This window comes from Candidatus Dormiibacter sp., assembly GCF_050999135.1.
In the GTDB taxonomy this organism is placed as follows: Bacteria; Chloroflexota; Dormibacteria; order Dormibacterales; family Dormibacteraceae; genus Dormiibacter; species Dormiibacter spiritus.
On the sequence record NZ_JBPCPN010000060.1, the window covers coordinates 22,472 to 34,785 of the forward strand.

Annotated in this window: 12 protein-coding genes and 1 other RNA gene; 11 read left to right on the forward strand and 2 right to left on the reverse strand. The window is 67.7% G+C overall.

Features of this window, described 5'->3' with window-relative positions; all coding sequences use genetic code 11:
- Positions 1-57 precede the first annotated feature (57 nt).
- Together rnpB and ACR2MZ_RS15005 are read left to right on the forward strand one after the other, a co-directional pair.
- Positions 58-432: RNase P RNA component class A (rnpB, locus tag ACR2MZ_RS15000), an RNA gene on the forward strand.
- Positions 433-507: 75 nt separating this feature from the next.
- The gene (locus tag ACR2MZ_RS15005; protein ID WP_434005853.1) at positions 508-1,071 is read left to right on the forward strand and encodes a hypothetical protein; all 564 of its coding nucleotides are present in this window, start codon (positions 508-510) and stop codon (positions 1,069-1,071) included.
- 113 nt (positions 1,072-1,184) lie between these two features.
- On the opposite strand, the gene ACR2MZ_RS15010 is transcribed toward ACR2MZ_RS15005, so the two are convergent.
- Positions 1,185-1,655: an SRPBCC family protein gene (locus ACR2MZ_RS15010; protein ID WP_434005854.1), complete on the reverse strand. Its 471-nt coding sequence runs from the start codon at positions 1,653-1,655 to the stop codon at positions 1,185-1,187.
- 60 nt (positions 1,656-1,715) lie between these two features.
- Entirely contained in the window at positions 1,716-2,063 is a 348-nt protein-coding gene (locus tag ACR2MZ_RS15015; protein ID WP_434005855.1) for an ArsR/SmtB family transcription factor, read from the reverse strand.
- A gap of 478 nt (positions 2,064-2,541) precedes the next feature.
- On the opposite strand from ACR2MZ_RS15015, the gene ACR2MZ_RS15020 reads away from it, so the two are divergent.
- The 9 genes from ACR2MZ_RS15020 to ACR2MZ_RS15060 all read left to right on the forward strand — a co-directional run bounded on the left by ACR2MZ_RS15020 (position 2,542) and on the right by ACR2MZ_RS15060 (position 12,201).
- Positions 2,542-2,976, forward strand: a complete 435-nt coding sequence (locus tag ACR2MZ_RS15020) for a division/cell wall cluster transcriptional repressor MraZ (protein ID WP_434005856.1) — start codon at positions 2,542-2,544, stop codon at positions 2,974-2,976.
- Positions 2,977-2,990: 14 nt separating this feature from the next.
- Positions 2,991-3,908: a 16S rRNA (cytosine(1402)-N(4))-methyltransferase RsmH gene (rsmH, locus tag ACR2MZ_RS15025; protein ID WP_434005857.1), complete on the forward strand. Its 918-nt coding sequence runs from the start codon at positions 2,991-2,993 to the stop codon at positions 3,906-3,908.
- Between the two features lie 290 nt (positions 3,909-4,198).
- On the forward strand, positions 4,199-4,564 hold the full coding sequence (ftsL, locus tag ACR2MZ_RS15030) for a cell division protein FtsL (RefSeq protein WP_434005858.1): 366 nt from the start codon (positions 4,199-4,201) through the stop codon (positions 4,562-4,564).
- Positions 4,565-4,572: 8 nt separating this feature from the next.
- Positions 4,573-6,357 carry a peptidoglycan D,D-transpeptidase FtsI family protein gene (locus tag ACR2MZ_RS15035; protein WP_434005859.1) on the forward strand — a complete coding sequence of 595 codons (1,785 nt, stop codon included), beginning with the start codon at positions 4,573-4,575 and terminating at the stop codon, positions 6,355-6,357.
- A gap of 62 nt (positions 6,358-6,419) precedes the next feature.
- Entirely contained in the window at positions 6,420-7,751 is a 1,332-nt protein-coding gene (locus tag ACR2MZ_RS15040; protein ID WP_434005860.1) for a UDP-N-acetylmuramoyl-tripeptide--D-alanyl-D-alanine ligase, read from the forward strand.
- Positions 7,748-8,710: a phospho-N-acetylmuramoyl-pentapeptide-transferase gene (mraY, locus tag ACR2MZ_RS15045; RefSeq protein WP_434005861.1), complete on the forward strand. Its 963-nt coding sequence runs from the start codon at positions 7,748-7,750 to the stop codon at positions 8,708-8,710. The genes ACR2MZ_RS15040 and mraY overlap by 4 nt, the downstream gene beginning before the upstream one ends.
- Positions 8,707-10,011: a UDP-N-acetylmuramoyl-L-alanine--D-glutamate ligase gene (gene murD, locus ACR2MZ_RS15050; RefSeq protein ID WP_434005862.1), complete on the forward strand. Its 1,305-nt coding sequence runs from the start codon at positions 8,707-8,709 to the stop codon at positions 10,009-10,011. Before mraY ends, murD begins: the two co-directional genes overlap by 4 nt.
- Positions 10,008-11,243, forward strand: a complete 1,236-nt coding sequence (ftsW, locus tag ACR2MZ_RS15055) for a putative lipid II flippase FtsW (RefSeq protein ID WP_434005863.1) — start codon at positions 10,008-10,010, stop codon at positions 11,241-11,243. The genes murD and ftsW overlap by 4 nt, the downstream gene beginning before the upstream one ends.
- Entirely contained in the window at positions 11,173-12,201 is a 1,029-nt protein-coding gene (locus ACR2MZ_RS15060; RefSeq protein ID WP_434005864.1) for a UDP-N-acetylglucosamine--N-acetylmuramyl-(pentapeptide) pyrophosphoryl-undecaprenol N-acetylglucosamine transferase, read from the forward strand. The genes ftsW and ACR2MZ_RS15060 overlap by 71 nt, the downstream gene beginning before the upstream one ends.
- The last annotated feature ends 113 nt before the right edge of the window (positions 12,202-12,314 follow it).

Here is a 12,314-nt window from a genome sequence, read left to right on the forward strand (position 1 = left end):
GAGACGGGCCGAGCGCTTGTGAACCGCCCAGGTGCAGGTGGTAACATCGGCGCTGGTCGAGGCGGCCGGGTGACCGCTCCGCACTAAATATGCGGGGAGGAAAGTCCGGGCTCCACAGAGCAGGGCGCTGGGTAACGCCCAGTCAGGGCGACCTGAAGGAAAGTGCCACAGAAATGACACCGCCGGCCTTTAGGCCGGTAAGGGTGAAATGGTGCGGTAAGAGCGCACCGGCGGTCGGGTGACCGGCCGGCCAGGCAAACCCCGCCCGGAGCAAGACCAAATAGGAGGGCGCCGCCCGCGGTGCGGGAGAAACGCTGCTCGCCGAGCCCTCGGGTCGCGGTCGCAAGAGACGCCGGGCAACCGGCGTCCCAGAGAGATGGTCACCACCCCCCCAAGGGGCACAGAACCCGGCTTACAGGCCGCTCTCGACCACTTCAGCCACGGGTGCCCGCCGCCCCTGTCACCCAACTGCGAGCTGCCGGTGCTCAGAGTGGGGAGGCATAGAACTTGAGAAGGCTGCTGGCGGCGGGCGTCGTCGGGGCCGTCGTGATCGGCGTCCTCCTCCTGGCGCTCGCCTATCGCAACCAGAGTCGCTCAAGCCAGCAACCGTCGGAGCCGGGAGTGGGCGAGGCGCAGGGGCTGCTGGGCCAGGCCGGATTCCGGATCAAGGTCAGCCATGTCACCCGGGATCTCCCGCAGGCCGGCCTGCCGGCGGCCGGCGCTGGCCTGCGCTACGTCGGACTAGACGTCACCTTCTACAACGACTCGCAGAGCCAGCAGCGAGCCGACCCCGGCGACTTTCAGCTGCGCGATTCGCAGGGAGGGCTGCACAGCCACGTCGGGCTGGGGGCAAGCTCAGGACAGTGTGCCGCCTGGCGTGTGGCGGACCTGCACGCCAGGGGGAAGGAGGGCGAACCGCCGCGCGACCAGTCGGCCGACCAGGTGGGCCCGGTGTTCGGCCCTGTCGGCCTCTGCTTCGAGGCTGGTGGCGCCCCCGCTGGGCCCCTGGTTCTGCTCTGGAATCCAGACGTCGGGTTCTTGCTGCCCGGAGTCCAGCTGACGCTGCCTTAGCGCCGGAGGATCTCGGAGGCTGAGAAGTTCCCGCAGGGCTCATGGGTCTCCGACACTGGTCAGGTCGGCGCGGTGAGGGGAGGCCGACCTCCCCTCACCGCTGTGGGTCAACTTCAAATGGTTGCCAGAAGCTCGGCGAGCCGGTCCCCCGACTCGGTAGCCCCGGTCTCCATTCCGGCGCCGACCATGCCGTCACGGTCCTCAATCGACTGGTAGACGGATTTCGTCGTCATCCGGGTCTTGCCGTCGACGTCTTCCAGAGTGACAGTCTCCATCAGCACATGGCCCGGCATGCCTTCGAATTCAAAGGTGTTGACAATGCGCTCCGGCGGAACTATCGCGTGATACACGCCGTGGAAGGCGTACTCACTGCCGTCGGGCTCGCGGCCTATGAACCGCCAGGCACCGCCGGGTCTCAAATCCATTTTGTCGACGATGGTGGTCTGGCTCCTCGGGCCCCACCACTTGGGTATCAGATTGGGATCGGTGATGGCTTTGAACACCACCTCTCGCGGCGCATCGAAGACCCGGGTCACCACTACCTCTTGCGTGCCCGGCCGGACAATGAATTCAGTGCTTGTCATGTGACTTCTCCTTCATTTCGCATCGCTGTTAGGGGTCGAATTGTTTGATGGGTGGAGCTCTTATCGATCGTTACGTCCCTCCTCCTCGTCCTTGAGCTGCCGTAGGTAGTCGTCGAGCCGGTCGAACCGCTCTTCCCAGAGCTCGCGATAGCGCTCCAGCCAGTCGGCCACCTCCTTCAGGCGCTGCACCTCGAGTTGACAGGGGCGCCACTGCGCTTGTCGCCCCTGAGTGATCAGGCCCGCTCGCTGGAGCACCTTCAAATGCTTCGAGACCCCGGGAAGACTGAGCTTGAAGGGCGCGGCCAGCTCGGTGACCGTCGCCTGTCCTTCGCCGAGGCGGGCGAGGATCGCCCGCCGCGTCGGATCAGCCAGGGCCGCGAAGGTGACGCTCAATTCATCAGTGCTCATGTGTACTTTTCCAGCTGGCTAATTAGCTAGTTAGAAGAATAGCAGTTGCTGGACTTGCTGTCAAGGGAGTGCCGCGACCGCGACTTCCACCCGGCTCTTTCACGCCGCGGCAACTGCCTGCCCGGGCCGCGCACCTTGCCCGTCAGCCAGCTCAGACGCGCTCCAAACTGTTGTTCGTAGGACGTCGCGCGGACTACGTGATGTTGGGGCGCCTGTGCAAGGCGACCCTAGATGTAGTGCGTACAGGCGCGATCCGTGATCGAGCCCCACAACATGTGGCGTTAGCGGCGTTGACAAAGCCCGGGACTGACGCTAGGGTGTGTGGTAGATCGCGGTGAAATGTGGGGAAGAGTGGTAAACAACGCAATGCAGCAGCACACATCCCAGCCAACGTCGCACCACAATTTCAGCTTCGTCTCGCAGCTGCTCTTCCCCGCTGCCGCGGTTTTCTTCACAGCGGCCCAGCAAGCCTAGGCATATGTTCTCGGGTACGCATCGGGTCCGGGTGGACGAGAAGGGCAGGTTGGCGGTCCCGGCCCAAATCCGGCGCCAGCTCCCCGAAGGCAGTTACATCTCTATCGGTCAGGATCAGGTGCTCACCATCTACCCACCCGGACTCTGGGAACGCCTGGCCAGCGGTCTGCAGGACCCCCTCTTGGGGCCGGAGCAGCGGGCCCTGGCGCGAACGCTCTTCTCCAAGGCAGTCCCCTGCGAGTTCGACTTGCAGGGTCGCGTTAGCCTCTCGCCGGAACAGCGGCGCCTGGCTGTCATCGAACCCCGCTCGACAGTGGCGGTGATCGGCAGCGGAGCCAGGGTCGAGATCTGGGCCGAAGACCGCTGGGACACCTATTCAGGCGAAGTGGAGGCGCGCTTCGACGAGTTGGCTGACCAGGTGATCAAGCAAGGCGTTTAGCCGAACGCACCGACGTGCACATCGCAGTTCTTTCACAAGCCTCAATACGACTCCTGCAACCCCTGCCGGGTGCTGTCTTCGTCGACTGCACCTTCGGCGCCGGCGGCCACAGCCGCCGGCTGCTGGAGCAGATCCAACCGGGCGGCCGGCTGCTGGCGCTCGACCAGGACGAGCGCGCCGTTCAGGCGGCGCGTCAGCTGGCGGAACAGTGGCCCGGCGCGGTCACCGCGGTTCATGGCAACTTCGCTGATCTCGTCCAACTGGCGGGGGAGCACGGCTTCACAGCAGTCGCTGGCATCCTCTTCGATCTGGGCTTCTCGAGTGATCAGCTGGAGGACCCGCAGCGTGGTTTCAGCTTCCTGCACGAGGGCCCCCTGGACATGCGCATGAACCGCACCCAGCAGCTGACAGCAGCGCAAGTGGTGAATGAACTGCCAGCCCGGGAGCTGGCGCATCTAATTCGATCTCTCGGTGAGGAGAGATGGGCGGCGCGGATTGCCGAGTTCATCGCGGCCAGGCGTCCGCTGACCACCACTCTCGATCTGGCTGAAGCAGTAAAAGCGGCGATGCCCAGGGGCGCCTGGCCCAAGGGTACCCACCCAGCGACCCGAACCTTCCAAGCGATCCGCATGCACGTCAACGACGAGCTGGGAAGCTTGCGCAGGGGTCTGGCAGGAGCCACTCAGATACTCAATCCCGGTGGGCGTATGGCGGCGATTTCCTTCCACAGCCTGGAAGACGCTGAAGTGAAACGCTTCTTCATCGCCGAGTCGAAGGACTGCCTCTGTCCCCCGCAGCAGCCAGTCTGTACCTGCGCTCACCGGGCCACGCTTCGGATCCTCACCCGCAAGCCTCTGCGCCCTGACGAGGCGGAGGTGACGAACAACCCCCGGAGCCGTTCCGCTCGCCTGCGAGCAGCCGAGCGCCTCTAGTGAACGGTTGACGACAGCCAGTCCTTCACAACCCGGCTCCAGTTCTAACCACCAAGTCCTGGCGGGCAGCGGCTCTTTCCCCGAAACCCGCGCCGCAGCGCCCGCCAGGCACCAATTCCGCACGGCGTCACAGCAGTCACATTCCAGCAACGAGGCACCACTTGGTAACACCCCGAATACTTCAACAGCGACGCCTTCACCCGGGCTGGCCGCAAACGAGCGGACAGCGAAGGCGGCGTGCCAGCGCGCGCCCGCTGCTCCACCAGGCCGGGAGCGCCGCCGCCCGCCGCGTGCGCTTGACCGCCGGCTTCACACGCCTCTGCGCTGCGCTGGCTGTACTGCTGCTGGCGGCCGCCGCCTACCTGGTGGTGGCTGCCCAGGCGACTCAGTCCTCCTATGACCTGGCGCGGTTGAAGCAGCAGAACGAGCAGCTGCAGGCAGAACAGAACCAGCTTCGCTACCAGTCAGCCACCCTGCACGCCCCGGCTCGGGTTGAGCAGGAGGCTCAGCAGCTCGGCATGCAGCGCCGCGCGGACCAGAGGGTGCTGGCGGTTGAGGCAGGCGTTGACCTGCAGAAGCCGATCGGCCCCGACCCGGCCGATGACCTACCTCGCTGGCAGCGCCTGCTGGGCCGCCTCTTCGGCCGGGACGGCTGACGGTGGCAGTGAGTGATTTCCCGGCCGGCCAGCGCCGGTTGAGCTCGCCGCCGCGTCAGGGCCTCTCAGGCAGCAGGCGCCAGGAGCCAGGCGGACAGCTCCCTCGCCTGCGCGTGCTCTGGCTCCTGGTGGTGGCCATCCTCCTGGCGGTGACGATCTGGGGTCGCCTTGCTTACTGGCAGGTGGTGCAGCACAACGGCCTGGGTCAACTTGCGGGCGACCAATACCTGCACTCGATCCCGCTGCCCGCCAGCCGGGGTTTGCTGCTCGATCGTGAGATGCGGCCCTTGGCGGTCAACTCGACCGTGTACGACGTGACCATCGCGCCCAGCCAAATTGATGTGGCTGACAGGGATCGGGTGGGCGGCGTGCTGTCGCTGGTGCTGGGCGTCGACCCGCAGGCTATGACGACGCTGCTCGCCTCTGGCAAGCAGTTCGCCTATGTGGCGCGGCGGCAGCCGAAGGAGAAGGTCGACCAGCTTCGCGCCGCACGGCTTCCGGGCGTGGATCTGCAGGCTGTCGAACAGCGACAGTATCTGCCTGGCGGAGTTCCCAACAGCACCTTGGCCTCTCAGCTGCTCGGCTTCGTCGACTGGAACGGCAGGGGCCAGCGAGGTGTGGAGCAGGGCTATCAGAAGCAGCTGGCCGGGAGGCCTGGCCACGAGTCCAGCTACACCGACCTGTACGGCCGCCAGATAGTGCTGGGTCCCGACAGCCGGGTGCCGGCCCAGAACGGCGCGCCGTTGGTGCTGACAGTGGACGCAAACATCCAGTACGCCGCCGAACAGGCCATCGCGCAGGGCGTGCAGGACGCCAAGGCCGAGGCTGGCAGCGTCATAGTCATGGACACGCAAACGGGGGGCATAGTCGCCTGGGCCAGCGCGCCCGGCTACGACGCCAACCAGTTCGCCAGCCAGGACCCGAACCGGCTGCGGGACCCGATAGCAGCCCAGGTCTATGAGCCGGGCTCGATCATGAAGGTGGTGACGCTGGCCGGGGCCATCGACAACGGCAGCATCACGCCCGAAACGACGATCAACGATCCGGGCTACATCAACGTTGGCGGCGTCACTCTCCATGACTACGACCTGGCCAACCACGGCACCATCACGATGACCAACGTCCTCGAGCGCTCACTCAACGTGGGCGCTGTGCGAGCGGAGGAGGCGATGGGCAAGGACGCCTATCTACGCAACCTGAAGGCCTTCGGTTTCGGCCAGCCGAGCGGCATCGACGTGGCGGGTGAGTCGGCCAGCCCGCTCCGCCAGCAGTGGCGGGATGCAGAGCTGGCCACCGCTTCCTACGGCCAGGGTGTCGCCGTCAACATGGTCCAGATGTGCGCGGCGCTGAACGCCGTCTCCAACGGCGGCGTCTACGTCCAACCCCATGTCGTGCAGTCGGAGGCTGGGCGGCCCGTGCCGATCGCCGCTCCTCGGCAGGTGATCAGCGCCCAGTCAGCCGCCACCATGCGCATGATGATGCGCTCGGTGGTGCAGCACGGCGCCGGCCATCTGGCTCGCATCCCCGGCTTCGAGCTGGACGAGGGCGGCAAGACAGGCACCTCCAACATCCCCGAGAACGGCAAGTACAGCAAGGATGTCTGGGCTTCCTACGCGGGCTTCCTGCCGGCCGACAACCCGCGCTTCACGATGCTCGTGGTGGTCAAGCACCCCAACAACGGCAGCGACGACCACAACGAGGGCTACTACGTCTCCGCCCCGATCTGGAAGACCATCGCTCAGCAGATGATCCTCCAGTGGCGCATCGCCCCGGAGAACCTGCAGCCGGTCTAGTGGATTAGCGCCAGCACGGGGCCCAGCCGGCGGCGGCCGCTTGATCCGGTAAACAAAGCCACGTGGACCTGACACTGGAGGAGGTGGCGATGGCGACGCGGGGCCGCGTCCTGAACGCTGCACCCGGCTTCCGCGTGAACACCTTTGCGACAGACTCCCGCCAAGCGAGAGCCGACGGTCTCTTCTTCGCCCTGCGGGGAGCTCAGCTGGACGGGCACGCCTACGTCCCGGCGGCGGCGGCGAGGGGGGCGGCGGTGGTGGTCGAGCGCACCGCGGCGCTTCCGGTCGAGGCTCCGGCGGTGCAGGTGCAAGACACCTGGCAGGCGCTTTTCGATCTGGCCGCCCACGTTCTCCGCCGCACGGCGCCAGCAGTGATCGGAGTCACCGGCAGTAACGGCAAGACCTCGACTCGGGAGATGGTGGCTGCCGTCCTGGGCAGCCGCTATCAGACGCTGCAGACGGCTGCCAACCTGAACACGGAAACAGGCGTGCCGCTGACGCTCCTGCGCCTCGAAGCCAAGCATGAGGTGGCGGTGATCGAGATGGGGATGCAGGGACCGGGTGAGATCGCCCGGCTGGCTCGCCTGGCCGGCCCCCGGGTGGGGGTGATAACCGGCATTGGAAGCGTGCACGCCGAGTACTTCCCGGAGGGCAAGGACGGCGTCTGCCGGGCGAAGGGAGAGCTGCTCCAAGCCCTGCCGGAAGACGGGCTCGCGGTCCTCAACGCAGACGATCCCTACTACCAGCCGCTGGCAGAGCTCAGCCGGGCTCCGGTCCTCGGCTTCGGTTTCGCCCGGGGCGAGCTCCGGGGTGCGGCCTACAGGCCGCTGCCCGAGGGGGGCTCGCTGATCCAGGTCGACGGTGTCCAGGTTCGGCTCGGGCCGAGCGGCCGGCACCAGGCCCGCAACGCCCTGGCGGCACTGGCGGTGGGCAGCTTCTTTGGGATCGGCGTCGAGCAGGCGGCGGGGGCGCTGGCTGGCCTGCAGGTGGAACACCGCTTGCAGCCGCGCCGGGCTCCGGCCGGCTTCATGATCCTGGACGACGCTTACAACGCCAGCCCTGAGTCCATGCTGGCCGCCTTCGAGACGCTGGCCGAGCGGCCGCGTCGAGGGCGCCTACTGGCGCTTCTGGGTGAGATGAGGGAGCTGGGCGAGCTGGCGCCGGCCGCCCATGAGGAGGTCGGCCGGCGCGCCGCCGAGGTCTTCGATCAGGTTGCTGTGGTGGACGCGGGCTACGGCCAGCTCCTGGCCCAGTTTGCCGGCGCCGAGCTGCTGAAGGACCACGCCGCCGCCGCCGCTTGGGTCAGAGCCAACGCGCAGGCTGACGACCTGGTCCTGATCAAGGCCTCGCACGGTGTGGCCCTTGACCGGGTGGTGGAGGAGCTGCTGGCGTGAGCCTTGCTCTGCTCGCCGCGCCCACCGGCCTGGCCTTCGACCTGATCACAGTCGCAGCTGCCTTCTTCATCTGCCTGGCGCTCTATCCGCTGCTCATCCGTCGCTTTCGGCGCGTGGGCGTGGGCCAGGTGATCCAGGCCGAGCTTGCCCCGGAGCATCAGCGCAAGGCAGGCACGCCGACCGGCGGCGGCATCCTCTTCGTGGCAGTTGCAGTGGCGGGCGGCCTGCTCTCTCTGCGAACGCATCCGGGCGCCCTGCCCTCGATAGTCGCCCTGGTCTTGTTCGGCGGCTTGGGTCTGCTGGACGACCTGCGCAAGCTGCGGGTGGGAGCGATAGGCATTCCCGCCCGCTTCAAGTTCCCTCTCCAGCTGCTGCTGGCCATACCGGTCGCCGTCCTGGCCTACGGCCCCCAGGTCGGCATACCCACCGAGCTCAACTGGGTGATACTCCCGCTGACAGTGCTCGCGGTGGCCGGAGCCGCCAACGCAGTCAACTTGACCGACGGCCTGGACGGCCTGGCCGGCGGACTCACTGTCATCGCCCTGGCCGCCTGCGTTCTGCTGCTGCCAGGAGCGCCGGCGGGGGAACGCGCAGTCGGGATGGCGCTGGTGGGCGGCCTTTTGGCCTTCCTGGTCTTCAACCGGCACCCGGCCCGGATCTTCATGGGTGACATGGGTGCCCTGGGCTTGGGGGCCACGCTGGCGGCGCTGGCAGTGCAGCAGGGTTGGGTCCTGCTGCTGCTGCTCTTGGGGCTGGTCTTCGTTCTTGTGACTCTCTCTGTCATCATTCAGGTGACGTACTTCAAGGCCACAGGCGGCCGGCGCGTCTTCAAGATGACCCCGATTCAGTTCACGTTCCAGTTAGCGGGTTGGTCCGAAAACCGCATTGCCCTGACGTTTTGGAGCGTCGGAGCGGTCGCGGCACTGGCCTCTGGCTGGATAGCGCACGCACTCAGGTGACCGCCGTCTCCCTGCCTCAAGCCGGCGCTCTGGCGCTGGTCGTCGGGGGGGTCCGCAGCGGCCTCTCCCTGGCCCGATTTCTGACCGGCCGCGGAATGCGGGTGCGCGTCTGCGACCTCCGTCCTGCTGAAGCGCTGGGAGAGTTCGCGCGAAGCCTGCCGGCCGAGGTGGAGACGGTCTTCGGCGGCTACGACGAAAGCGTCCTGGACGGCTGCGAGGCCGTCTACGCCAGTCCCGGCGTTCCCTGGCGGGCGGCGCTGTTGGAGGCCGCCCGAGCGCGAGGCCTGATCGTCTCCAGCGACATCGACCTGTTCTTCCAGCTCTCGCCGGCACCGATCATCGGCATCACCGGGACTAATGGAAAGACCACCACGACCGCCCTGCTGGGCGCAGTCCTGGCCCAGGGGGAGAGACCCGTGCTGGTCGGCGGCAACATCGGCCGCACAGTGCTGGAGCAGCTGGACCAGCTGAGCGCCGACCATTGGGTGGTGCTCGAGCTCTCCAGCTTTCAGCTCGAGTCGTGCTCAGCGCCCAAGCCGAAGATCGGCGTCGTGCTGAACCTCACGCCTGACCACCTGGACAGGCATGGCAGCCTGGCCGCCTACGTGGAGGCCAAGGCTCGACTGCTCAGCTTTCAGGACGAGGCTGATGCGGCAGCCTTGAACGGACTTGACCCGCTCTGCCGCGACCTCGCTGGTCGCACCCGCGCCCAGGTCCACTGGTTCGACCGGCATGAGCCTGTGCCGCCCAGCTCACTGCCGGGAGCGCACAACCGCCTGAATGTGCTGGCGGCGGCGTGCGCGGCCCGGCTGGCGGGGCTGACAGACAGCCAGATCGCAGCCGGCGTGCGAGCCTTTCCGGGCGTCGAGCACAGACTCGAGCTGGTCGGGGAATGGCACGGCGTGCGCTGGTACAACGACTCCAAGGCGACCAACCCCGACGCCGGTCTGGTCGCGCTGCAGGCCTTCCCGGGCACGCCCCTGGTGCTCGTCGCGGGCGGCTACGGCGGCGGCTTCGAGCTCGACAGCTGGCTCGCCGCGGTGCGAGCCCGGACCCAGGCGGTGGTGCTGCTGGGAGCGAGCGCTGCGGAGCTCTCCGAGCGCCTGGCAGGCCATCCCCAAAGCCGCGTGGACTCGCTGGCGGAAGCCGTTCAGGCTGCCGCCGAGCTGGCCGGGCCGGGCAGCTCAGTGCTCTTCAGCCCCGCCTACAAGAGCTTTGACATGTTCAGCGATTTCGAGGACCGCGGGCGGCGCTTCAAGGCGGCGGTCAAAGCCCTGCACGGCGAGGAGGCGAGGGTATGAGCGAGCCCCGCGCGAGCACAGCACGCTCCGTCAGGACCGGCCAGGCGGCGGACCGTTGGCTCTGGCTGCTCACCTTCGCGCTGGTCGGCTCCGGCCTGATCATGGTCTTCAGCGCCAGCCAGGCGCTCGCCTACGTTCAACACGGTTTCACCCTCTACTACTTTCTGCGTCAGGCGCTGTTCGCGGGTCTGGGGCTGATCGCGATGGTGGTCCTCGCCCGCTACGACTACCACCGCCTGCGCAAACATGCGCCGCTTCTGGCGGCGGCGGCGGCGCTGCTGATGCTGCTCGTGCTGGTGCCGGGGCTGGGCATCAGCGTGAACGGCGCCCGGCGCTGGTTCAGCCTGGGGCCGCTCAGCGCCTTCCAGCCCTCCGAGTTGGGCAAGCTCGCCTTTGCCGTCTACATCGCTCACTGGGTTGCCAAGCGCGGGGACCGGCTCCGGAGCCTGGCCGACGGCTTCCTACCGCTGGCCATCATGCTGGCGTTCGTGCTTGGGGTGCTGATGCTGCAGCGGGACCTCGGCACCGCCATGATCACCTGCTCCATCTTCATTGCCGTCTACTTCGCCGGCGGTGGCCGCAAGGGCCACCTGCTGCTGCTCGTGGCCCTGCTCCTAGCAGCCTTCCTCCTGCTGATCACTTTTGAGAGCTATCGCTCGCAGCGGCTGGGCGCGTTCCTGGACCCCTTCAAGGACCCGCTCGGCGTCGGTTTCCAGTCCAGCCAGGGGCTCCTGGCCCTCGGCAGCGGCGGTCTCACAGGCGTCGGCCTGGGCCACTCCATCCAGAAGTACTCCTGGCTGCCGGCCGCGCACACAGACTTCATCTTCGCCATCGTTGGCGAGGAAACGGGACTGCTCGGCACCACCGCGCTGCTGGGCGCCTTCACGCTGCTCGGCATTCGCGGCTACCGGGTGGCGATGCGGGCCGCCGACCGCTTCGGCATGGCGCTGGCGACCGGCATCACCACCTGGATAGTCTTTCAGGCCCTGCTCAATATGGGCACTGTCACTGACACGATCCCGGTCACTGGCGTGCCCCTGCCCTTCATCAGCTACGGCGGCTCCGCACTCGCCATCTGCATGGCGGCGATCGGCGTGCTGCTCAACATCAGCCGGCAGGGTGAGGACCAGCCCCACTTGCGCAGGAGGTTGGATGCGACTCTTGATCTCGGGCGGCGGCACAGGCGGTCACCTGTCCCCGGCGCTCGCCGTCGCTCAAGCGTTCCGCGCTGAGGAGCCCGAAGCGGAGATCCTGCTGGTCGGAAGGAGCGGCGGGCTGGAGGAGCACCTGGTGCCGGCCCTCGGCCTTCAGCTGGAGACGATCCGTGTGCGCGGGCTGAATCGCGACGCCGTCTGGACGAACCTGGCGCTGCCGGCGCTGCTGCCGGCGGCGCTGGCTCGGGGCCTGCGCATAGTGAACAGGTTTCGGCCTGACGTGGTGCTGGGCGTGGGCGGTTACGTCATGATGCCCTGCATCGCAGCGGCGCGATTGCGCCGGGTGCCCTATGTGCTCCAGGTTTCCGAAGCCGGCGGGCTGGCCAATCGGCTGGCCAGGCCGGGTGCGGCGGCCGCGTGCGTAACCTTCGCTGCCGACGTGGAGCGCTTTCCCACCCCGCGCACGGTGTTCACGGGCCAGCCGCTCCGCCCCGGCTTCCGGCGCGGCCGGCCGCAGGTGCCGCCCCGAAGGCTGCTGGTGATCGGCGGCAGTCAGGGCGCACGACGCCTGAACCAGGCGGTCTGGTACGCGCTGCCGGGCCTGCTGGAGCGGTTCGCTGAGGTGGTCCACCTGACCGGCCGGCAGGGCGAGGCGGAGGCGGCTAGGCACGCTCGCTCGGGCTACAGACCCCTGACCTTCAGCGACGATATGCCGGCTCTGCTCGCCGCGGCCGACCTCGTCGTCTGCCGAGCGGGGGTGGGTACCTGCGCCGAGCTGACAGCCGTCGGCCTGCCCGCTGTACTCGTGCCGGGGACCTTCGGCGGGGCCCATCAGGAGAAGAACGCGGAGCTGCTGGTCGCGGCCGGCGCCGCAGTGCGGCTGGCCGACGCACTCCTCAGCGGGCCGACCTTGCTGGAGGCGCTAGCGGGTCTCAGCTCGGATCAGCTCAACCGGATGGCCGAGGCCTCCGCCAAGCTGGGCAGGCCTGAGGCCGCCCGGGATGTGGTCCGCGTGCTGCGGGAGGTGGCAGCCTAATGCGTTTGTCAAGAGGCCAGGGGCAGTTACGGCTTCTGGAAAGGCTCCCGGTCCCTGAGCATGGCCCAGAGCACGTCGACGCGTCGCCGCGCCAGCGCGATGACGGCTTGGTG